Source organism: Corynebacterium sp. LK2537 (assembly GCF_040946485.1).
Taxonomy (GTDB): domain Bacteria; phylum Actinomycetota; class Actinomycetes; order Mycobacteriales; family Mycobacteriaceae; genus Corynebacterium.
Window position 1 is genome coordinate 162,998 of sequence record NZ_JAYWLQ010000005.1, and the last position, 21,516, is coordinate 184,513.

The window sequence follows — 21,516 nt, forward strand, 5'->3', positions numbered from 1 at the left end:
AAGGAATTACAGGAATGACCACTACCGCAGCCGCTGCCGCGCCTGTCCGCTCCCTGACGGCGCTAAACCTCAAGCGCGCCTCCCGGGACTTCACCAACCTCTTTTTCACCGTCTTCATGCCGGTCGGCTTCTACCTGCTCTTCGGCGCCCTGCAGGACTATTCGTCCATGCCGGACTTTGCGCACGGCAACCCTAAAGCCTTCGTCATGGTCTCCATGGCGCTCTACGGCGCGGTCATCGCCGCGACCGCGGCGGCCGGCGGCACGGTCGTTGAAAGCCGCAGTGGTTGGGGCCGCCAACTAGCGCTTACCCCCACCACCCCGGGCCATTACCTGACCGCCCAGGTGCTGTCCTTGGTGCTGCGCTGCGCCCTCCCCGTGGTGGCTGTTTTTATCGCCGGCGCCCTGACCGGTGCCACCATGACCGTGAGCGCGTGGGCCGCCTGCTTCTTTGTCTGCATCGCCGTTTCCCTGCCCTTCGGCGTCTACGGCATGGCCTTTGGGGAGCTTTTCCGCTCCGACAGCGCGATTACGATAGCCTCCACGCTCATCGTGGTCTTCGCCTTCGCCGCCAACATGTTCATGCCGCTGAGCGCCGGTATGCTCGATTTCGGGCGCTTCACGCCCCTCTACGGCGCCAACGCCCTAGCCAACTACCCCCTCACCGACGGGGTACAAATAATCTCCGACGAACCTTACTACCACGAAGAAGCCCTCCCCAACGCCCTAGCAAATATTGCCGCCTGGACTGCTATCTTTGTAATCACCTTCATACTGCTCAACCGCCGCCAGAAGGGACGCTAAACCGCCTCATGCACTTCTCCCGCAGCGACGCCACCAAGAGCAGCATCTGGCTGGTCTTCCTGCTGTTTTCCTTCGTGCCCTTCCTGTTCTCAGGACTCAACGGCACTGCCCTAGCAAGCGTCGCTGCCGGCTTTGCGTTTTTCGCCCTCGCCTACGCCCTAGGCTCCGGCTACCACGCATCAGTGCCCCGCCGGCGCCTGCCCCTCTTCGTGCTCGTCTGGTGCGCCGTCCTGCTGATCGGTCCGCTAGCCCTCCTGCCGCTGATCGGCTGGTACGTGCTGGTCTTCCTGCCCTATTTCATGGCCGTCTTTCTCTACGTCACGCCTGGGATGACCGGCTACGCCATGGTCGGTTGCGGAGCCGGTTTCACAGTGATCCTCCTGATCGTCTTCCAGCCGCCGAACGCCTTCGCCTTGGCCGGCCTCGCCTTGTGCACCCCGGCGTTCATGGCGCTCAACAAGAGCCTCGAGGATAGGAAGGCCGCGGAGCGCAGCGCCGAGAGCCGTCTCCGGCTGGCGCGCGAGCGCGAGGCCATCGCCAGCGACATCCACGATCTGTTGGGGCAGTCCCTGACCGTCATCAACCTCAAGTCCGAGCTGGCCCGGCGGCAGCTCCAGTTCGCTCCGGAAAAGGCCGAGGAGGAGCTGCGCGCCATTAGCGAGCTGACGCGATCGTCCCTGGACGAGGTACGCGCGACCGTTACCGCTCTGCGCCAGCCGCAGCTGGCGGTGGAGCTAGCCAATGCCGAAAATGCGCTGCACGCCGCGGGCATCGCCGCCCGCGTCCCGGAGCCCTCCCACGCCCAGGAGATCGCCGCTAAGCACCAAGTCTTGTATGCCTGGGCGGTACGAGAGGCCACGACCAATATCCTCCGCCACGCCGGGGCCCGCCGGGCCTGGATCGAGGTCACGCCCACGCGTCTCGTCGTCGGCGATGACGGCATCGGCCACACCATCTCCCCGGGCAACGGGCTAGCGGGCCTGCGCGCCCGGGTCGAAGATGCCGGCGGGACGTTGAGCATCACTTCCCAACCAGGCCGGGGCACCCGGATTGAGGTGGAAATGCCGTGACTAAAGACTGTGGAGCCAAGGCCCCCATCAAGGTTTTCATCGCCGACGACCAGCACCTGGTCCGCGGGGCGCTCGCCGCGCTGCTGAGTCTGCAGGGCGACCTCGAGGTCGTGGGCGAGGCCGCCGACGGCGCGCAGATCGTCTCCCAGGTACGCCAGTGCCGGCCAGACGTGCTCATCATGGATATTGAGATGCCCGGCACCAGCGGCCTGGAAGCGACCAAAGAGCTGCGCGACGCAGGACTGCTGGGAGCCGGCAAGGCCCACGTTCTTATCGTCACCACCTTCGGACGCACCGGCTACTTGCAGCGCGCACTGGCCGCCGGGGCCTCCGGCTTCATTATGAAGGACACCCCGCCGGATTCCCTCGCCGACGCCGTACGCCGCATCCACGCCGGCCATCGCGTTATCGATCCGGGGCTGGCGGAGCGGGCCCTTTTCAGCCCGCCCAACCCGCTCACCCAGCGCGAGGTAGAGGTCTGCCACGCCGCGACTGAGCACCACAGCGTGCGCGACATCGCCGCGGCCCTGCATTTGAGCGAGGGCACCGTGCGCAATCACCTGTCCGCCATCATGACCAAGACCGCCACCGGCAACCGGCACGCCGCCGTTGCTGCGGCCGAGGACAACGGCTGGCTCTAGCGGCCCTCCCTCGGGCCGGGCGTCAGAGGCCCTGGCGGGGTTAAGGACGGCGCACAAAGACAGCGGCCCCGCGGCCTCCCGTGAAGGAGGTGCGGGGCCGCTGTGCAGACCGAATGTGTGCGGTTAGACCGCGGGAGTACTTCCTCTAGAAGAAGTCCTCCTCCAGCGGGACAGAGGCGCCGGTGAACTCACCGAAGCTGTCGTCGCTGTAGATGGTATCGCTGTAGGTCGGGATGGAGTACGCCGCGTTGCGGGCGGCCTCCGTCGGCTTCACAGTGATGTTGCGGTAGCGGGAAATACCGGTACCGGCCGGGATCAGCTTACCGATGATCACGTTCTCCTTGAGACCGATGAGCTTATCGGAGCGCTTGTTGATAGCGGCATCGGTAAGCACGCGGGTGGTCTCCTGGAAGGAGGCGGCGGACAGCCAGGACTCGGTAGCCAGGGAGGCCTTGGTGATACCCATGATCTCACTGCGCAGCTGTGCGGGCTCGCCGCCCTCGGCCACCTGCGCGGCGTTGATCTGCTTGGCCTCGGACAGGTCCACCAGGGTGCCCGGCAGGAACTCGGTCGAGCCGGCGTCGATCACCGTGCCACGGCGCAGCATCTGGCGGATGATGATCTCGATGTGCTTGTCGTGGATGGCCACACCCTGGGTCCGGTACACGGCCTGGACCTCGTCGATGAGGTGCTTCTCCACGCCACGGCGACCCAGGACCTCCAGGACGTCGTGCGGGTCGGCCGCACCGCGCATTAGGCGCTCGCCGGTGACGACGTGGTCGCCGTCGCGCAGGGAACGCTCGATCATGGCGTCCGGGTTGGACTCCATCGGGCGGCGCACCTGGGCCAGGCCCTGGCGCTTCGACAGCTTCTCGTAGACCACGTTGTCCGAACCATCGTCCGGGGTGATGGTCAGGGTCCAGAAGTTGCCCTCGTCCGACAGGGACACGGTGCCGTCCACGGAGGCGATCGGGGCGCGGTTCTTCGGGTTACGGGCCTCGAAGAGCTCCTGCACACGCGGCAGACCGCCGGTAATATCGCCGCCGACACCGCCCTGGTGGAACGTACGCATGGTCAGCTGGGTACCCGGCTCACCAATCGACTGGGCGGCCACGATACCGACGGCCTCGCCGATATCGACCAAGTGGCCGGAAGCCATGGACTTGCCGTAGCACTTAGCACAGACACCAGCCGGGGTCTGGCAGGTCAGCACGGAGCGGACCTTGATCTCCTGCACGCCAGCCTGGACCAGCTTGTTGGTCAGGCTCTCGGTCAGGTCGGAGCCGGCCTCAGCCAGCACGTTGCCGTCGGCGTCCTTGACGTCGGTAGCCACTACGCGGCCGGAAGCGGAGGTCTCCCACAGCTCGTGAACCGCGTACTGGCCCTCGGCGACCTCGGTGCCGATCGGCACGCGCACGCCCTGGCGGGTGCCGCAGTCGTCCTCGCGGACGATGACGTCCTGGGCCACGTCGACCAGACGACGGGTCAGGTAGCCCGAGTCGGCGGTACGCAGTGCGGTATCCGCCAGGCCCTTACGGGAACCGTGCGAGTTGTTGAAGTACTCCAACACCGACAGGCCTTCACGGAAGGAGGTCTTAATCGGACGGGTGATGTAGTCACCCTTGGAGTTCACGACCATGCCCTTCATGCCGGCCAGCGTCCAGATCTGGCGCATGTTACCGGCCGCACCGGACTTAACGATCATCGGGATCGGGTTGTCATCCGGGTAGAGGTTCTCCACCGCGTTACCCACGGTGTCGGTAGCGTCCTTCCAGAGCTCAACCAGGCGGTCGTAGCGCTCGCGCTCGGTCAGGGCGCCCTGCTCCCAGTACTTGCGCTCGATCCGCTCGGCTTCCTTCTCGTAGGACTCCAGGATCTCGGTCTTGTTCGGCAGAACCAGAACGTCGGACATCGTGATGGTCACGCCGGAACGGGTAGCCCAGTAGAAGCCGGCGTCCTTCATCTTGTCCAGGACCTGAGCCACGGTGATCATCGGGTACTTGACGGCGAGATCGTTGATCACGTCGCCCAGCAGCACCTTGTTGCCGGACCCGCCCTTACGGACCATGACGCCCTCGAGGTACGGGTAGTTCCACGGCAGCAGCTCGTTGAACATGATGCGGCCGATGGTGGTCTCCGCCAGCCAGGCCTGGCCGCGCTCCCAGCCATCCGGGAACTGCTCGGCCTCGATGTCCTCCGGCGGACGCAGGTGGTCGATGCGCACCTTGATCGGGGCCTGCAGGCCCACGACACCACGGTCGCGCGCCATCAGGGCCTCCGCGTAGGAGGAGTAGACGCCGGTGGCCGGCTTGTCGGTCTCCGCCTCGTGGAAGCGGCCCTCGCCGCCGATCTCGTCCTCGGCCTTGTCCATGGTCAGGTAGTACAGACCGGTGACCATATCCAGGCGCGGCATAGCCAGCGGCTTACCGGAGGCCGGGGACAGAATGTTGTTGGAGGCCAGCATCAGCACGCGGGCCTCGGCCTGGGCCTCGGCGGACAGCGGCAGGTGGACTGCCATCTGGTCACCGTCGAAGTCGGCGTTGAAGGCCTCACAAGCCAGCGGGTGCAGCTGAATGGCCTTACCCTCAACCAGCTTCGGCTCGAAGGCCTGGATACCCAGGCGGTGCAGGGTCGGCGCGCGGTTCAGCAGCACCGGGTGCTCGGAAATGGCCTGCTCCAGCACGTCCCAGACCTCGGAACGCTGGCGCTCGACCATGCGCTTAGCGGACTTGATGTTCTGCGCGTAGTCGTTTTCCACCAGGCGCTTCATGACGAAAGGCTTGAACAGCTCGAGCGCCATCAGCTTCGGCAGACCGCACTCGTGCAGTTTCAGCTGCGGGCCGACGATAATAACCGAACGGCCGGAGTAGTCCACGCGCTTACCCAGCAGGTTCTGACGGAAGCGGCCCTGCTTGCCCTTGAGCAGGTCAGACAGGGACTTCAGCGGGCGGGAGCCCGGGCCGGTGACCGGACGGCCGCGGCGGCCGTTGTCGAACAGGGCGTCCACGGACTCCTGCAGCATGCGCTTCTCGTTGTTGACGATGATCTCGGGCGCGCCCAGATCGATCATGCGCTTGAGGCGGTTGTTGCGGTTGATCACGCGGCGGTACAGGTCGTTCAGGTCGGAGGTGGCAAAGCGGCCACCGTCCAGCTGGACCATCGGGCGCAGCTCCGGCGGGATGACCGGGATAGCGTCCAGGACCATGCCGGCCGGGTCGTTGCCGGAACGCAGGAACGCGGCGACGACCTTCAGGCGCTTCAGAGCGCGCATCTTCTTCTGGCCCTTGCCGTTGTTGATGGTCTCGCGCAGGACCTCAGCTTCGGCCTCCAGGTCGAAGTTGCGGATGAGCGTCTGGATGGCTTCCGCGCCCATGCCGCCGGTGAAGTAGTCCTCGTAGCGGTCGACGAGCTCTTCGTAGATGTTCTCGTCGATGATCATCTGCTTCGGAGCCAGCTTGACGAAGGTGTTCCAGATTTCGTCCAGGCGGGCGACCTCGCGCTCGCCGCGCTCGCGGATGTGCTGCATCTCCTTGTCCGCAGCGTTCTGGACCTTGCGGCGGGCGTCCGCCTTGGCGCCGGCTTCCTCCAGCTCGGCCAGGTCGGCCTCGAGCTTGGACGCGCGCTCGGCGATTTCTGCCTCGGTGTCGTCCTCCACGTCCTTCTTCTCGAGCAGCATCTCGCCCTCGAGGGTGGACATGTCGTTGTGGCGGGCCTCTTCATCCACGGAGGTGATGATGTTGGCCGCGAAGTAGATGATGCGCTCCAGATCCTTCGGAGCGAGATCCAGCAGGTAGCCCAGGCGGGACGGGACACCCTTGAAGTACCAGATGTGGGTAACCGGAGCGGCCAGCTCGATGTGGCCCATGCGCTCACGGCGGACCTTGGACTTGGTGACCTCGACGCCGCACCGCTCGCAGATGATGCCCTTGTAGCGCACGCGCTTGTACTTACCGCAGGCGCACTCCCAGTCGCGGGTCGGCCCGAAAATGCGCTCGCAGAACAGGCCGTCCTTCTCCGGCTTCAGGGTTCGGTAGTTGATGGTCTCGGGCTTTTTGACCTCGCCCTTGGACCAGCGACGGATGTCTTCAGCGGTGGCCAGACCAATGCGGAGCTCGTCGAAGAGGTTTACGTCGAACACGTAAATTCTCCCTTTCATCCTCGTTTAACGAGGAATTGTTGGCATTTGAAAAAGTAACTTGTTTCCTTGCCCGCCGCTGGGTATACCAGCGGCGGACCTAAAGCAGAGTCGCTAGGCGATGTCGGCGGCGGAACCCTCATCGCGGGACAGGTTAATGCCCAGCGAGGAACCGGATTCCATGTCGTCTTCATCCGAGCCGGAAAGCTCCATCGGCGTGCCGTCGGTGGACAGGACCTCCACGTTCAGGCACAGCGACTGCAGCTCCTTGAGCAACACCTTGAAGGATTCCGGGATGCCCGGATCCGGGATGTTCTCGCCCTTCACAATGGCCTCGTAGACCTTCACGCGGCCGACCACGTCGTCCGACTTGATGGTCAGCAGCTCCTGCAGGGTGTAGGCCGCGCCGTATGCCTGCATGGCCCACACCTCCATCTCGCCGAAGCGCTGGCCACCGAACTGGGCCTTACCACCCAGCGGCTGCTGGGTAATCATGGAGTACGGACCAGTCGAACGGGCGTGGATCTTCTCATCCACCAGGTGGTGCAGCTTGAGCATGTACATGTAGCCGACCGAGATCGGGTACTTGTACGGCTCGCCGGAGCGGCCGTCGAACAGCGTGGCCTTGCCCTCGCCGTCGACCAGGACGTCGCCGTCGCGGTTCGGGCGGGAGGACGCCAGCAGGCGGGAGATCTCTTCGTTGGTCGCGCCGTCGAAGACCGGGGTGGCGGTCAGCGAGTCGGCCGGGACGTCGTAGAGCTCTTCCGGCAGGGTCTTGAGCAGCTCGGCGTTAGCCGGGTCGTCGACGTCGACCTTCCAGCCGGCGTGTGCCAGCCAGCCGAGGTGGACCTCGAGGACCTGGCCGATGTTCATACGACGCGGAACACCGTGGGTGTTCAGGATGATATCGACCGGGGTACCGTCCGCCATGAACGGCATGTCCTCCGGCGGCAGGATCTTACCGACAACGCCCTTGTTGCCGTGGCGGCCGGCCATCTTGTCGCCGTCCTGGATCTTGCGCTTCTGGGCGACGTAGACGCGGATCATCTCGTTGACGCCCGGGGCCAGGTCGTCATCGTCCTCGCGGCTGAACCGAGCCACGCCGATAACCTTGCCGACCTCACCGTGCGGGACCTTCATCGAGGTGTCGCGCACCTCGCGGGCCTTCTCGCCGAAGATGGCGCGCAGCAGGCGCTCCTCCGGGGTCAGCTCGGTCTCACCCTTCGGGGTGACCTTACCGACCAGGATGTCACCCGGGCGGACGTCGGCGCCGATGCGGATGATGCCGCGCTCGTCCAGATCGCTGAGCACGTCCTCGGCCACGTTCGGGATCTCGCGGGTGATTTCCTCGGCACCCAGCTTGGTGTCGCGGGCATCGATCTCGTGCTCCTCGATGTGCACGGAGGTCAGGATGTCCTCTTCGACGATGCGCTGGTTGAGGATGATGGCGTCCTCGTAGTTGTGGCCTTCCCACGGCATGAACGCCACGAGCAGGTTGCGGCCCAGCGACATCTCACCGTTGTGGGTACCCGGGCCGTCGGCCAGCACCTGGCCGGCCTCGACGCGCTCGCCCATGGACACCAGCGGGGTCTGGTTGTAGTTCGTGCCCTGGTTGGTGCGCTCGAACTTGCGCAGCATGTAGGTGTCGCGCTGGCCCTCGTCGTCCATGATGGTGATGAGGTCCGCGGTCACGTCCTCGACCACGCCGGCCTTTGGGGTGATGACCAGATCGCCGGCGTCGTAAGCCGCGCGCTGCTCCATGCCGGTGCCCACGTACGGGGACTCGGAGCGCACCAGCGGCACTGCCTGGCGCTGCATGTTCGCGCCCATCAGTGCACGGTTAGCGTCGTCGTGCTCCAGGAACGGAATCATGGCGGTAGCCACGGAGACCATCTGGCGCGGGGAGACGTCCACGTAGTCGACGCCGGAGGCGTCGGTCACGGCGATGTCGCCGTCGCGCTGGCGGACCTCGATACGGTCGCCGATGATGTTGCCCTCGGCGTCCTGCTCGACCTCGGCCTGGGCGATGGAGAAGCGATCTTCCTCGTCGGCGGTCAGGTACTCGACTTGGTCGGTGACCTTGCCGTCGACGACCTTGCGGTACGGGGTCTCGATGAAGCCGAAGGAGTTCACGCGGGCGTAGGAAGCCAGCGAGCCGATCAGGCCAATGTTCGGGCCCTCCGGGGTCTCAATCGGGCACATGCGGCCGTAGTGGGACGGGTGCACGTCTCGCACCTCGATGCCGGCGCGCTCACGGGACAGGCCGCCCGGGCCCAGCGCGGACAGGCGGCGCTTGTGGGTCAGGCCGGACAGCGAGTTGTTGTGGTCCATGAACTGGGACAGCTGCGAGGTACCGAAGAACTCGCGGATAGCTGCCGAGACCGGGCGCACGTTGATCAGCGAGGTCGGCGTGATGGACTCCGCGTCCTGGGTGGTCATGCGCTCGCGCACGACGCGCTCCATGCGGGACAGGCCCACGCGGACCTGGTTCTGGATCAGCTCGCCCACGGTGCGCAGACGGCGGTTGCCGAAGTGGTCGATGTCGTCGGTGTTGATGGAGATCATCTCACCGTTCGGCGCCTTCATCTCGCGCTCACCGACGTGCAGGCGCACCAGGTACTCCAGCGCGACGGCGATGTCTTCCTCGGTCAGGGTCATCAAGCCGTCGTGGTCGCCGCCCAGGCCCAGCTTGCGGTTGACCTTGTAGCGGCCGACCTTGGCCAGGTCGTAGCGCTTCGCACGGAAGAAGGAGTTGTCCAGCAGGGACTGAGCAAGCTCGCGGGTCGGCTGCTCACCCGGGCGCTGCTTGCGGTAGATCTCCAGCAGGGCCTCGTCCGTGTTGGCAACGCCATCGGACTCGAGGGTGGACATCATCAGCTCGGAGAAGCCGAAGCGCTCGCGGATCTGCTCTTCGGACCAGCCCAGGGCCTTGAGCAGCACGGTGACCGGCTGGCGGCGCTTGCGGTCAATGCGCACGCCGACGGTGTCGCGCTTGTCCACGTCGAATTCGAGCCAGGCGCCGCGGGACGGGATGACCTTCACGGAGTGCAGCGGGCGCTCCGTGGACTTATCGATGGTCTGGTCAAAGTACACGCCCGGGGAACGCACGAGCTGGGAGACGACAACACGCTCGGTGCCGTTGACAATGAACGTACCCTTGTCGGTCATCATCGGGAAGTCGCCGATGAACACCGTCTGAGACTTAATCTCCTGGGTGTCATTGTTGATGAACTCTGCGGTCACGTAGAGCGGCGCCGAGTAGTTGATGTCCTTTTCTTTACACTCGTCGACGGTGTTCTTCACCGGCTCGAAGCGCGGCTCGGACAGCGACAGGGACATATTGCCCGAGTAGTCCTCGATCGGGGACAATTCCTCTAGGATGTCCTCCAGGCCAGAGGTAACGCGCGCGTCGTCGCCGCGTTCAGCCTGCTGGCGCTCACGCCACTCCGGCGTGCCGATGAGCCATGCAAAAGAATCAAGTTGTAAGTCAAGGAGGCCCGGAACCGCAATCGGCTCGCTAATCTTAGCGAACGAATAACGCTTCGGGGCTCCAGGGATATTGGCCACTGACTTGGTCTGGCGGGAGACTGCCAAGATGGGTCCTTCCAGCACCTCACGCGGATCACTTCCCCGCCTGGGAGGGGCGAGCAAGCAAAACCGCTGGTAGATTTAGCATTCGGTCTGCTGTGGAATCAGCGGGCTCAGGTAGCACAAAATCACCTTGTCAAGTCGCTTTACCATCACCACGTGCCAAGGCTAAATGTGCACTGGGGATCCGGATTCCAGCGCAACGAAACAGCCTATATCAATTCCGGCGATTTGTAAAGACGCGCGCGATCGTCTATGTGCCCACCCGGGTTCCTAGTCGCGAACGCCGAGGGCCACGCGGTCTGAGCCTTAGCCTCAGAGGGCCCGCTTAGCCTTCTGGCCGCGCGGACCGAAAACCCCGAAGACTCCCAGCAGCCCAATGATGGTTAAGACAACGCCTAGGCCGAGGCCAATCCAGCGCGCGATATTCGCGACCTGCGGATCCGGAATCTGGCCGGCCTGCCCGATGAGCTGGGCGCGATCCTCGTCGGAGGTGGAGGCCTGGAAGACGAAGGCGTCCTCGCGGCGTTCGCCCTCCCGAGTGCCATAGTAGTCGTCGATGTCTAGGTCCATGCCGACCACCATGCCCGTGGCGTGGTCGACGTAGATGCTGCGCTTGCCGGAATGGAACAGGTAGCCGGGCTCCGTGCCGCCCTCGGGCGTCTCGAACTGGGTGGTGTTACCCATCCCCGCGTACAGCGTGGCGACATTGACCGGGGCGATCTCCTGGTCGTAACGGTAGATCTCCCGGCCGTCTATCTCCTGCTCCTCGGCGAAGACGGCGTCTTCTGCCTTCCGCAGGGTCGGATCGAAGACCGGGTAGGTGGTCTTTTCCGCCTCCGACGGGAATTTCAGCCAGTAGCCGTCGATGGCCACCTCCGCCGCCGGCGAGGCGATCGTGTGGTTCAGGCGGGCCTTGTCCTGGGCCGCACCGCTGACGCGGTCGATGGGGAAATTCCACACCTGGGCGCTGACCAGGTTCTCAACGTCGCCGGCGTCGGCCTCGGTGCCGCGCACGGTGGTCTGCCCGACCCGCAGGGAGGCGTCCTCCTTGCCGGAGGGATCCACGGTGTCGTAGTGCAGCTGGTAGGCCAGCGGGCCCTCGTAGGGCTGCGTCCCTTCTTCGCTTGTGGTCTGCGCCCGCCCGTCCGGGTCGCTGAAGCTAAACGTGGTGTGCTCGGCGTCCAGCGGCAGCTTGGCCCGCAGGTCTAGGAAGACAGGCGCGAGCGCGCCCGCGGCGATCAAAGCGATGCCGAGGCCTAGAACGATCACGGAGATGATGCGGGATTTGGGCAGCATGGTACAGCATCTTACAACCCAGCAATTGCTGGTTGATAATGAAACACCCGGTTTCCGGCGTGCGAAAGCTGCCCGGAAGGGGGTGAGAACATGAAAAACCTCCGCCTGCTCCCGCGGTGATGCGGGGCAGGCGGAGGTGGTTTAAGCCTTGAGGAGGCTTAGGCCGAAGCCGAAGTGAGTCTGATTGAGACTACTTCAGCTCGACGGAAGCGCCAGCCTCTTCCAGCTTGGTCTTGGCGGCCTCGGCGTCGTCCTTGTTGGCGCCTTCCAGGATGGCCTTCGGAGCGGACTCAACGAGCTCCTTGGCTTCCTTCAGGCCCAGGCCGGAGACGATCTCGCGGACAGCCTTGATGACGCCGATCTTCTTGGCGCCAGCGTCGGTCAGAACGACGTCGAACTCGTCCTTCTCCTCAGCAGCAGCGTCGCCACCGGCAGCCGGAGCGCCCGGAGCAGCAGCGGCAACCGGAGCGGCAGCCTCAACGTCGAAGACCTCTTCGAATTCCTTGACGAACTCGGAGAGCTCGATGAGGGTCATTTCCTTGAAAGCTTCAATGAGCTCGTCCTTGGTGAGCTTAGCCATGATGGCCATCCTTTCTGTGTGGAACCCAGACGGTTCCGAATTGTGGTGTGTACGTGGTGCGTAGATTTACGCGGGTTTAAGCTTCTGCTTCCTTCTTGTCCTGCAGCGCAGCAGCGGTGCGGACCATCTTGGTTGCAGGAGCGTTGAATACAGCCGCAGCCTTTGCCATAGAACCCTTCATGGCGCCAGCCAGCTTCGCGAGAGTGGTCTCGCGGTTGTCCAGCTCGGCGATGGCCTGGACCTGCTCCGCGGTAAGCGCGTTGCCGTCCATGTAGCCACCCTTGACGACGAGTGCCTTGTTGTCATCAGCGAACTTCTTGATGACCTTCGCAGCATCCACTGCCTCGCCCTTGATGAACGCAATAGCGGTCGGGCCAGTCAGCAGATCGTCAAGACCCTCGATGCCGGCTTCAGCGGCAGCGATCTTGAAAAGGGTGTTCTTGGCGACGGAGTAATCAACGTCAAAGCCCAAGTCATTACGCAGTTCCTGCAGCTGAGATACGGTCAGGCCGCGGTACTCGGTCAGCACGACAGAGTTAGCACCGTCCAGCTTTTCCTTCAGCTCTTTCAGGTCTGCAGTATTTTTTGGGTTTGCCATTTGATTCTCGCCTCCTTCCAAAACATCTCTTTTGTTTTCCGCCGGGGCCCTCCGCCGCCCTTACCGCCAGCCCCTTATGGGTTGGGCGATTAAAGGACAACAAAAAGCCCCGTGCAAGAGCACAGGGCGCGGGCGAAAGGACGTGCTTTCGCTTAGTGTCGCAAAGTGTCTCCTGCGTGGGCCGCTCCCAACGGGTGGGAAACCTTCGATCCATTCCTGGATGACCAACGGTCTTCGGTGAACTTTGTACGGGCGCCGCCGAACTCGAGGTGATTCGAGCGCGCAACGCCGTTCAAACTTCGTCGGTTAGCCTAACAGCGGCCCAGGTAGAAAACCAAATTCCGCGTCTATCATCGCACCCATGACGTGTGTGATGTGGTTTCGCGACGATCTCCGCCTTTCCGATAACCAGGCCCTGACCTGGGCCAGCGAGCAGGGCGAGGTGGTCGCCCTCGTGGTAGATGAACCGGCGCACCCAGGCACCCGCCAGCTCGGCGGGGCCGCCAAGTGGTGGCGCGAGCGTTCCCTGTCGAGCCTGCGCGAACGCCTCGCGGAATACGGCGTGCAGCTGCTGCGCCGCAAGGGCGACGCCCGCACCGTCGTGCCCGAGTTCTGCGCCGAGGTCGCCGCCACTTCCGTTTCCTGGACCCGCCGCTACCACCAACCGTTGCGGGAGGTCGACGCGGCGGTCAAGCAGGCGCTTTCCGATGCCCGCGTGAACGCCACCTCCCACCCCGGACACACCCTGGTCGAACCATGGGAGGTGCTCACCCTCAAGGGTGAGCCCTACCGGGTCTACACGCCGTTTGTCAAGGCCGCCCGCCAGCAGCTGCGTGACGACGATCCCCTGCCCGAGCCCACCCTGCGCGGCGCGCCGGCCCCCGCCGATAAGGAAGCCGGCACGCCCCACCAGGCCGCCTGGGAGGACAAGCTCGCCCAGTATTGGACACCAGGGGAGCCGGCAGCCCGCGCCAAGCTGGCAGCCCTCGACCTCACCGACTACGCGAAGTGCCGCGACTTCCCCTCCAAACAGGTCACCAGCCTGCTCTCCCCACACCTGCGTTTTGGGGAGATCTCCCCTCGCGAAGCATGGGTGGCGGCCGCCGAACTACCCGGTTCCGCGAAATTCCACTCCGAGTTGCTGTGGCGGGACTTCGCCTGGCACCGGCTCTACCACCTGCCGGACCTCGCCACCCGCAACGTGCGAAAGCGGTTCGACGGCTTTGACTGGGCATCGGAAAGCGAGCACCTGCCCGCCTGGCAGCGCGGGGAGACCGGGATTCCCTTGGTCGATGCCGGCATGCGAGAGCTGTGGGAGACCGGGTACATGCACAACCGCGTGCGCATGGTGGTGGGTTCCTTCCTGACCAAGAACCTAGGCATTCATTGGCGCCGCGGGGAGGAGTGGTTCTGGGAGACGCTTGTCGACGCCGATCCCGCCTCCAACCCCTTCAATTGGCAGTGGGTGGCCGGCTGCGGTGACGACGCCGCGCCCTTCTTCCGCATTTTCAACCCGTTGACGCAGGAGCAGAAGTTCGATCCGGATGGGGAGTACGTCGCCCGCTGGACGCCGCCGTTGTCTCCCCCTCCCATCGTGGACGTAAAGGAATCGCGCCAGGCCGCCCTAGAGGCCTACGCGGACATGAAGGAGCAAGCAGCTGCAGGCTCCGCGGATTCGCACTAGCATTGGGGAAATGACCACCCCACCACCGTGCAGTTCGACCCGCCCGCCGATTGGCAACACCCCCTTGATGCGCCTTGACCGGTTGCACGAGCGCGAGGACGTCCACATCTATGCCAAGCTCGAGCAATTCAACCTCGGCGGTTCAGCGAAGGATCGCACCGCCCGCGCGCTTCTCAACGCAGCGCTGGAGGCCGGCGAGGTTGGGCCGGGTTCCACGCTCGTGGAATCCTCCTCCGGCAACCTCGGCATGGCCCTTGCCCGGCTCGCCCCGCTCGAGGGAATGCACTTTCACTGTGTGGTGGATCCGCGCGTCAATCGCAGCACCGTGGCCACAATGCGCGCCTTCGGGGCGACGGTGGAGATGCTCGAACACCCGGATCCGGAAACCGGGGATTGGCTTTCTGCCCGCCGCAGCCGCGTGCAGGAGCTGCTGCGCGAGATCCCGCGCTCGCACAACCTCAACCAATACGCCAACCAGGCCGCCTTCCATGCCCACGCCGAGGGAACGATGCAGGAAATCCTCGAACAATTGGGCGCAGCGCCCTCTCACCTGATGGTGGCCATGAGCACCACGGGCACCCTCGGCGGGTGCGTGCGCAAACTCGATGAGGTGGGGGCGGATACCCGCACCATCGGGGTGGATGCCCTGGGTTCTGTGCTCTTTGGCGGTACCCGCGGCACCCGCTTATTGCCCGGCTACGGCGCCGGGGTGGTCACCGATCTTTCCACCGCCTTCACCCCATCCGAGGTGGTGCGCGTGCCGGACCTCGACGCGGTCGTCGGCGCCCGAACCCTCGCCTTCCGCGAGGGGTTGTTGCCGGGCGCTTCGGGCGGCGCCGTGGTCGCCGCGGCGCTGCGACGCATCCCCGAGCTAGAGCCGGGTTCACGGTTGGTGCTGATTCTTCACGATGCCGGCCACGCCTACCTCGAAACCATCTACAACGACGAGTGGGTCGCCGAGAACTTCCAAATCTCGCCGCCCAACTGCGCGCGAAGGTGGAGGCATGAGTAGGAACGTAGCGATCATCGGCGGCGGCCCTCGCAGCCTATGGGCGGTCGAGGAGCTCATAGACCGCGCCCGAGCGGAACTTACGGTCACGGTATTCGACCCGCACCCCGCCGGCGCGGGTGCGGTGTACCGCCCGGATCAACCCACGTGCTGGCGGTTGAACGTCTCCTCGTCCATCGTGCGCAGCTCTGTGGAAACCTTTGGCGAGTGGTGCACCCACCGCGGCATTCCCGCCGAGGAATTTCCCCCGCGGGCCGTCGTGGGTCAATTCCTGGCAGATGCCTGGGCCGCCGCCGTACACCGCAGCCCCGCTAACCTGCAGCTGCGCCATCTCCCCCGCCTCGTTCACGCCGTGCACCAGGATGTCGATGGGCGCTACCAAGTGATCGTGAGCGGCGAGCCCGAATCCGCCGCCGAGATCGCGCAGGCACGCTTCGACGAGGTATTAGTCTGCACGGGTCACGCCCACGATCACCCGACGGCCCTCCACCACCGGCCCAGCGCCGTGCCGGTCACCGGGTTGTACTTCGGCGCCGACCTCCCCACCAGCCCTAGGCGAATCGGCACCCGCGGCGCAGCGCTGAGCTTTATCGACGTGTGCCTGCGCTACCCGGAGGCCGAGACCATCTACCCCGTCTCCCGCAGCGGCCGCTTCATGGAGGTCAAACCCCCGCTCCCTGAGTTCCCCTCTTACCTGCACGCCGCGGCCCGCACCGCCGGCTCCGCCGCCGAAGTGCGGAAGGTGCTGATCGATGCCGCCCTCACCCTGGGTGATTTTGCCGCCGCGCAGCTGCACCACGTGCTGGACGGCGAGGACTTCACCGGTGACGCCGTTGCCGAATTCCATCATTCCCTCCGCGTCGCCCGCGGGGACGCACCGCTCCATGCGGCCGGAGCCATCGGCGTGGCCTTCCGCGGCCTGTTCAATAACTTCGTCGACCACCACGCCCACGACGGGGTCATCCCCGGGTTCGCGGAGCTCGCCCGCACCCTCGAGCGGGTGTCGTTCGGGCCGCCACCCATCACCGCGCAAGTGCTCGCCGATGCCCTCGATTCCGGGCAGGTGGATACCACCTACCTCGCCCGCCCCGAAACGATCGACGAGTGGATGGGCGGCTCGACCGGCCCCGCCCCGGACATCGACCTGCTCATCGACGCCACCATCGCCCCACAGGGCCGCCCGACCCCCTTTTCGGACGTTCCGGGCGTGGTAGAAATTGGCCGCAGGAACGAAAAGATCCTCCCTGGCCACGATTCCTTGAGCCGCGACAACCACACCGACATCCCCCGCTGGGCGGAGAAAGTAGGAAAGCCATGACCTCCCACCCGCACTCGCCGCTGCCCATCCACGGTACCGTCCCCTTGGCCGCGCGCCTCGAGCCGTGGATGCGCGATCTGCTCGCCGATCCCTCCCAGGTAGCCGAGCTCACCCAGCGCTTCGGCTCGCCGGTCAACGTCCTGGATACTTCCGCCCTGCGCCGCAACGCCGCCGAGCTCGTCGATGCCGGCTCCCACCTTGGCGTTGAGACCAAGGTCTTTTTCGCCCGCAAGGCCAACAAGGCTCTGGCCTTCGTCGCCGCCGCGCGGGAGGCCGGGCACGGCGTGGACGTAGCCAGCCTCGATGAGCTGCGCCAAGTCCTCGCTGCCGGGGTCGCGCCCCAAAAGATCATCCTCAGCGCCGCCATCAAGAACGAGGAGCTGCTGCGCACCGCGGTTAAGGCCGGGGTGGTCATCTCTTGCGACAACATGGGGGAACTAGCAAGCATCGGCAAGCTTGGCCCCGCCAAGGTCGCCCCGCGACTCGCCCCCAACCCGCAGCACCTGCCGCCCACGCGCTTCGGCGAGCGTTTAGAAACCTGGCTCCACGCCGACTGGCCCGCGAACGTAACGGTGGTCGGCGTGCACGTGCACCTGCACGGTTACTCCGAAGCCGACCGGCGCACCGCGCTCGGCGAGGCCGTCGCCCTGATCGAGGCTATGCGTGCACAAGGCCACCCCGCCTCCTTCATCGATATTGGTGGCGGCGTGCCCATGAGCTACCTGGAATCCCCACAACAGTGGGAGCACTACCTGAGCCGCATCGACCAGCAGCGCGCTGGCGAGGGTGAGCAATTCACCTGGAAGTCCGACCCGCTGCGTAACACCTACCCGTTCTGGCAAAGCCCCACCCGAGGAGAATGGCTCCGTGCGCTGCTCAGCGGCGAGGTAGCAGGTTATGGCACTGCCGCCACGGCGCTGTCCTCTCGCTCCATCGCCCTCCACTTGGAACCAGGGCGCAGCCTCCTCGACGGCTGCGGGATGATCCTCACCACCGTGTTCTTCCTCAAGCAGCGCTCCGACGGGCTGCCGCTCATCGGCGTGGCCATGAACCGCACGCAGTGCCGCACCGCCGCGGATGACATCCTGCTGGACCCCTTCCTCGTTCCCACCGGTCAGGGCGAGCGCCACCCGCGCACGGGTTACCTGGTGGGCGCCTACTGCATCGAGGACGAGATCATCATGCGCCGCAAGATGGACTTCCCACAGGGCGTGGCCGTAGGCGATACCATCGCCATTCCCAACACCGCCGGGTACTTCATGCACATCCTTGAATCCGCCTCGCACCAGATTCCCTTGGCCAAAAACGTCGTCCGTGACGGCGGCGAGTGGATCCTCGACGCAATCGACGAGCCTGCCGCGTAGGGCGGGACGCGGCGCCGAAGCGGAATGGAAGGCCCCCGGCGCGGCGTCGGAAAGCGGGGCGGGCTACAAAACGCCAAAAGGCGCCACGCTCACTGTGAGCATGGCGCCGTGACGCGAGGCGGGGATTTACTCCGCTGCGTAGTCCTTCACCACGGAGGCATCGACAGGGATGCCGGGGCCGGAGGTGGTGGAGATGGTGGCGCGCTTGATGTACACGCCCTTCGCGGAGGAAGGCTTCAGGCGCTGGATCTCGTCCATGAGGGCGCCGTAGTTCTCAGCCAGCTTCTCCGCGTCGAAGGAAGCCTTGCCCAGGATGGCGTGCAGGTTAGCAGCCTTGTCCACGCGGAAGGAGATCTTGCCGCCCTTGACCTCGGAGATGGCCTTAGCCACATCGTTGGTCACGGTGCCGGTCTTCGGGTTCGGCATCAGACCACGCGGGCCCAGGACGCGGGCCACGCGGCCGACCTTGGCCATCTGGTCCGGGGTGGCGATGGCCACGTCGAAGTCCAGGTTGCCGGCGTTGACGGCCTCGAGCAGCTGCTCGGTGCCGACGATGTCGGCGCCCGCCTGCTCAGCCTCGGTAGCCTTCTCGCCCTCGGCGAAGACGGCCACGCGGACGTCCTTACCGGTGCCGTTCGGCAGGGAGACGGTGCCGCGGACCAGCTGGTCGGCCTTGCGCGGGTCAACGCCCAGGCGCAGGACAACGTCGACGGTGGCGTCGAAGTTCTTGGAGGAGGTCTCCTTGGCCAGCTTGGCGGCCTCTAGCGGACGGTACAGGCGGGAAAAGTCAACCTTTTCCGCGGCGGCCTTGTAAGCCTTGGATTTGGTGCTCATTATTAGCAGTCCTTTTCTTGAATAAAGGGTGGTGTGGTCTTTGGCGGGCCGGAGCTAGCCCTACCACATGCAGTTGTTTCTTAGGCCGGCGCGCCGTCGACGGTGATGCCCATGGAGCGGGCGGTACCGGCGATGATGCGGGCGCCGTTCTCGATGTCGCGGGCGTTCAGATCCTCGAACTTGGTCTGAGCGATTTCCTTGCACTGATCCCAGGTGACAGAGCCAACCTTGTCGGTGTGCGGAACGCCCGAGCCCTTCTTGATGCCGGCGGCCTTGAGCAGCAGCTTCGCTGCCGGCGGGGTCTTCAGCTTGAAGTCGAAGGAACGATCCTCGTAGACGGTGATCTCCACCGGCACGATGTTGCCGCGCTGGTTCTCGGTTGCGGCGTTGTAAGCCTTGCAGAACTCCATGATGTTGACGCCGTGGGCACCCAGTGCCGGGCCAACCGGCGGGGCCGGGTTAGCGGCGCCAGCCTCGATCTGCAGCTTGATGAAGCCAGAAACCTTCTTCTTAGCCATCGAATTACCTCTTTCCTAGTTACCGGCACGCCCGCCACGATGAATAACGGGTGCCGTCCGGATGCTTCCCCTCTTTCGGTTCGGCCACCGGGGATGAACGAATAACGGCGTATGCGGCACTTGGCCACACACGCCGGTCAATATTACGGGACGGGCCCTGTCAGACCCAAATCCCGGTTTGTCTCCGCGCTGGCGAGACACGGAGCTCCGCGCCAGCGGGAGACTGGGGTGAGTTTTAGTTGATGCGCTCGATAGCGGTCGGCGACAGCTCGACCGGGGTCTCGCGACCAAAGATGGAGACCAGGCCCTGCATCTTGCCGGTCTCCTCGTCGATCTCGGAGATGGTCGCGGACACGGAGGCCAGCGGGCCGGACAGGATAGTCACGGCCTCGCCCACCTGGAAGTCGTGGGCGATCTTCTTCTTGGCTTCCTTCTCCGGCATGGCCACGACCTGCTCGCCCTCGGCGGCGTTGGCGGCGGCCTCGCCGGTCTTCGCGGCGGTGTCGTTCGGCATCAGGAACTTAGCAACCTCGCGCGGCTTGACCTCGGTGGCGTTACCCTCGTTGCCCACGAAGGAGGTAACGCCCGGGGTGTCGCGGACCACGGACCAGGCCGCGTCGTTGAGCTCCATGCGGACCAGGACGTAGCCCGGCAGCAGCTTGCGCTTGACGATCTTCTTCTTGCCGTCCTTGTTGGCCTCGAGCACCTGCTCGACCGGGACGATGACCTCGAAGATGGAGTCCTCCACGCCCAGGGTCTGGGCGCGCATGTCGAGGTTGGTCTTCACCTTGTTCTCGTAGCCGGAGTAGCACTGGATGATGTACCACTTGCCGTCGCGCTTCTTCAGCTCGGAGGTAAAAGCGCGCAGACGGCGACGGTAGTCCGCCTCCGGGTCGACCTCTTCTTCGCCCGCGGCGCCTTCCTCGGCCTGGCCCTCAGCCGGCGCGGCGTCGGCGGCCTCGGCGGTAGCGGCGCCGTCCACGTTCTCGGCGCCCTCGGCCACGGCCGGGGCCTCGCCTTCGCCGGCCTCGGCAGTAGCGGCGTTGTCCGCGCTCTCGACGTTCTCGACGCCGTCCGCGTTCTCGGCGGCGTCGGCAGCCTTGTCCTGGATGCTTTCCAACAGGGCCGACTCGACGGAGTTCTCGAGGTTGTTGTCTTCGCTCACTGGATTCTTCCTCACCTTGGGGTTTCGCGTGCCACCGATTATAGGCGGTGGGCTAATAAATTATCCCGCCCTCCCCATCATCAGGAAGCGGCGGGACTAAGCTTTCTAGCTTGCTGTTTACCTAGTGTACTAAGGAGTCAGCACCCACTCAACTCCGAGGCCGGTCAGCGTGTCGACGCTCCAGACCAGAGCGGTCAGCACGATCAGGAAGCCGAAGGTCACCAGGGTGTACTGGACCATTTCCTTGCCGGTCGGCCAGACGACCTTCTTGACCTCGGTAACAACCTCGGGAAGGAAGGAAGCCACGCCATTGCCCGGCTTTTCATCCTGCGGGCGCGCGGTAGCGACCTGGCCGCCGTGCTTCTTGGCGTAGTCAGCAGAGGAGGTCGTGGAGGCGCCGGAGCGCTGACGCTTGCCGGTGGGGCGCTGTGCGCCAGCATCTGGCCGCTGATTATCGCTCACGACGTCTAAACTCCTCGCTAGAAAATAAGTTTGGCAGGGGCGACAGGACTCGAACCTGCAACCTACGGTTTTGGAGACCGTTGCGCTACCAATTGCGCCACGCCCCTAGGCGTACTGCTTTTAAAACAGCACGGACTACCCTACCAGAGTAGCGGGTTAATAAATAAACCGCCCTCATTTTCGGTGGAGATCGGTAATAAAAAAGCGCCCGAGGGCGCTTTTTGTTCCCGGTAGCGATGGCGAGAATTGAACTCGCGACACAGCGATTATGAGTCGCTTGCTCTACCACTGAGCTACACCGCCAAGTGACCGCTTCCTTAAAGGGCACTGTTGGATAATACCCTAGAAACGAACAGAGCCCCCTGACAGAATCGAACTGTCGACCTTTTCCTTACCATGGAAACGCTCTGCCGACTGAGCTAAGGGGGCACAGCCTCGTTAAGACAAG

Annotated in this window: 16 protein-coding genes and 3 tRNA genes; 7 read left to right on the plus strand and 12 right to left on the minus strand. The window is 64.8% G+C overall.

Going from position 1 to position 21,516, the window contains the following annotated elements:
- Nucleotides 1-14: 14 nt before the first annotated feature.
- From VVS03_RS08380 to VVS03_RS08390, 3 genes are read left to right on the plus strand one after another with little or no spacing between them, the layout of a single operon-like run.
- Entirely contained in the window at nucleotides 15-803 is a 789-nt protein-coding gene (locus VVS03_RS08380; protein ID WP_368534250.1) for an ABC transporter permease, read from the plus strand.
- An 8-nt stretch (nucleotides 804-811) separates the two neighbouring features.
- The gene (locus VVS03_RS08385; protein WP_368520761.1) at nucleotides 812-1,873 is read left to right on the plus strand and encodes a sensor histidine kinase; all 1,062 of its coding nucleotides are present in this window, start codon (nucleotides 812-814) and stop codon (nucleotides 1,871-1,873) included.
- Nucleotides 1,870-2,514 carry a response regulator gene (locus VVS03_RS08390; RefSeq protein ID WP_368520760.1) on the plus strand — a complete coding sequence of 215 codons (645 nt, stop codon included), beginning with the start codon at nucleotides 1,870-1,872 and terminating at the stop codon, nucleotides 2,512-2,514. The genes VVS03_RS08385 and VVS03_RS08390 overlap by 4 nt, the downstream gene beginning before the upstream one ends.
- Nucleotides 2,515-2,659: 145 nt before the next feature.
- Here VVS03_RS08390 and VVS03_RS08395 read toward each other — a convergent pair whose 3' ends face one another.
- From VVS03_RS08395 to rplJ, 5 genes are all read right to left on the minus strand, one after another.
- Nucleotides 2,660-6,652 (minus strand): DNA-directed RNA polymerase subunit beta', encoded by a 3,993-nt coding sequence (locus VVS03_RS08395; RefSeq protein WP_368520759.1) that lies wholly within the window; start codon nucleotides 6,650-6,652, stop codon nucleotides 2,660-2,662.
- Between the two features lie 111 nt (nucleotides 6,653-6,763).
- Entirely contained in the window at nucleotides 6,764-10,261 is a 3,498-nt protein-coding gene (locus VVS03_RS08400; protein WP_368520758.1) for a DNA-directed RNA polymerase subunit beta, read from the minus strand.
- Nucleotides 10,262-10,552: 291 nt separating this feature from the next.
- Nucleotides 10,553-11,536 carry a DUF3068 domain-containing protein gene (locus VVS03_RS08405; protein WP_368534661.1) on the minus strand — a complete coding sequence of 328 codons (984 nt, stop codon included), beginning with the start codon at nucleotides 11,534-11,536 and terminating at the stop codon, nucleotides 10,553-10,555.
- A 190-nt stretch (nucleotides 11,537-11,726) separates the two neighbouring features.
- Nucleotides 11,727-12,116, minus strand: coding sequence for a 50S ribosomal protein L7/L12 (gene rplL, locus VVS03_RS08410; RefSeq protein ID WP_368520756.1), 390 nt, complete (start codon nucleotides 12,114-12,116; stop codon nucleotides 11,727-11,729).
- A 76-nt stretch (nucleotides 12,117-12,192) separates the two neighbouring features.
- Nucleotides 12,193-12,714 carry a 50S ribosomal protein L10 gene (gene rplJ, locus VVS03_RS08415; RefSeq protein WP_368520755.1) on the minus strand — a complete coding sequence of 174 codons (522 nt, stop codon included), beginning with the start codon at nucleotides 12,712-12,714 and terminating at the stop codon, nucleotides 12,193-12,195.
- 361 nt (nucleotides 12,715-13,075) lie between these two features.
- On the opposite strand from rplJ, the gene VVS03_RS08420 reads away from it, so the two are divergent.
- From VVS03_RS08420 to VVS03_RS08435, 4 genes are read left to right on the plus strand one after another with little or no spacing between them, the layout of a single operon-like run.
- Entirely contained in the window at nucleotides 13,076-14,398 is a 1,323-nt protein-coding gene (locus VVS03_RS08420; RefSeq protein ID WP_368520754.1) for a deoxyribodipyrimidine photo-lyase, read from the plus strand.
- Nucleotides 14,399-14,408: 10 nt separating this feature from the next.
- The gene (locus tag VVS03_RS08425) at nucleotides 14,409-15,410 is read left to right on the plus strand and encodes a pyridoxal-phosphate dependent enzyme (protein WP_368520753.1); all 1,002 of its coding nucleotides are present in this window, start codon (nucleotides 14,409-14,411) and stop codon (nucleotides 15,408-15,410) included.
- Entirely contained in the window at nucleotides 15,403-16,725 is a 1,323-nt protein-coding gene (locus tag VVS03_RS08430) for an FAD/NAD(P)-binding protein (RefSeq protein ID WP_368534662.1), read from the plus strand. The genes VVS03_RS08425 and VVS03_RS08430 overlap by 8 nt, the downstream gene beginning before the upstream one ends.
- Entirely contained in the window at nucleotides 16,722-18,089 is a 1,368-nt protein-coding gene (locus VVS03_RS08435) for a Y4yA family PLP-dependent enzyme (protein WP_368520751.1), read from the plus strand. Before VVS03_RS08430 ends, VVS03_RS08435 begins: the two co-directional genes overlap by 4 nt.
- A 126-nt stretch (nucleotides 18,090-18,215) precedes the next feature.
- Here the strand turns inward: VVS03_RS08435 and rplA are convergent, their stop codons facing one another.
- The 7 genes from rplA to VVS03_RS08470 form a co-directional block, all read right to left on the minus strand.
- Complete coding sequence (gene rplA / locus VVS03_RS08440) at nucleotides 18,216-18,923, minus strand: 50S ribosomal protein L1 (protein ID WP_368520750.1); 708 nt, start codon at nucleotides 18,921-18,923, stop codon at nucleotides 18,216-18,218.
- An 80-nt stretch (nucleotides 18,924-19,003) separates the two neighbouring features.
- A complete protein-coding gene (gene rplK / locus VVS03_RS08445; RefSeq protein WP_290224617.1) occupies nucleotides 19,004-19,441 on the minus strand; it encodes a 50S ribosomal protein L11 in 438 nt (145 codons plus the stop codon).
- Nucleotides 19,442-19,676: 235 nt separating this feature from the next.
- Nucleotides 19,677-20,606: a transcription termination/antitermination protein NusG gene (gene nusG, locus VVS03_RS08450; RefSeq protein ID WP_368520749.1), complete on the minus strand. Its 930-nt coding sequence runs from the start codon at nucleotides 20,604-20,606 to the stop codon at nucleotides 19,677-19,679.
- A 129-nt stretch (nucleotides 20,607-20,735) separates the two neighbouring features.
- A complete protein-coding gene (gene secE / locus VVS03_RS08455) occupies nucleotides 20,736-21,068 on the minus strand; it encodes a preprotein translocase subunit SecE (protein ID WP_368520748.1) in 333 nt (110 codons plus the stop codon).
- A gap of 31 nt (nucleotides 21,069-21,099) precedes the next feature.
- Nucleotides 21,100-21,175: transfer RNA gene (locus tag VVS03_RS08460), tRNA-Trp, on the minus strand.
- 124 nt (nucleotides 21,176-21,299) lie between these two features.
- Nucleotides 21,300-21,371, minus strand: a tRNA-Met gene (locus tag VVS03_RS08465).
- Between the two features lie 53 nt (nucleotides 21,372-21,424).
- Nucleotides 21,425-21,497, minus strand: a tRNA-Thr gene (locus VVS03_RS08470).
- Nucleotides 21,498-21,516: the final 19 nt, after the last annotated feature.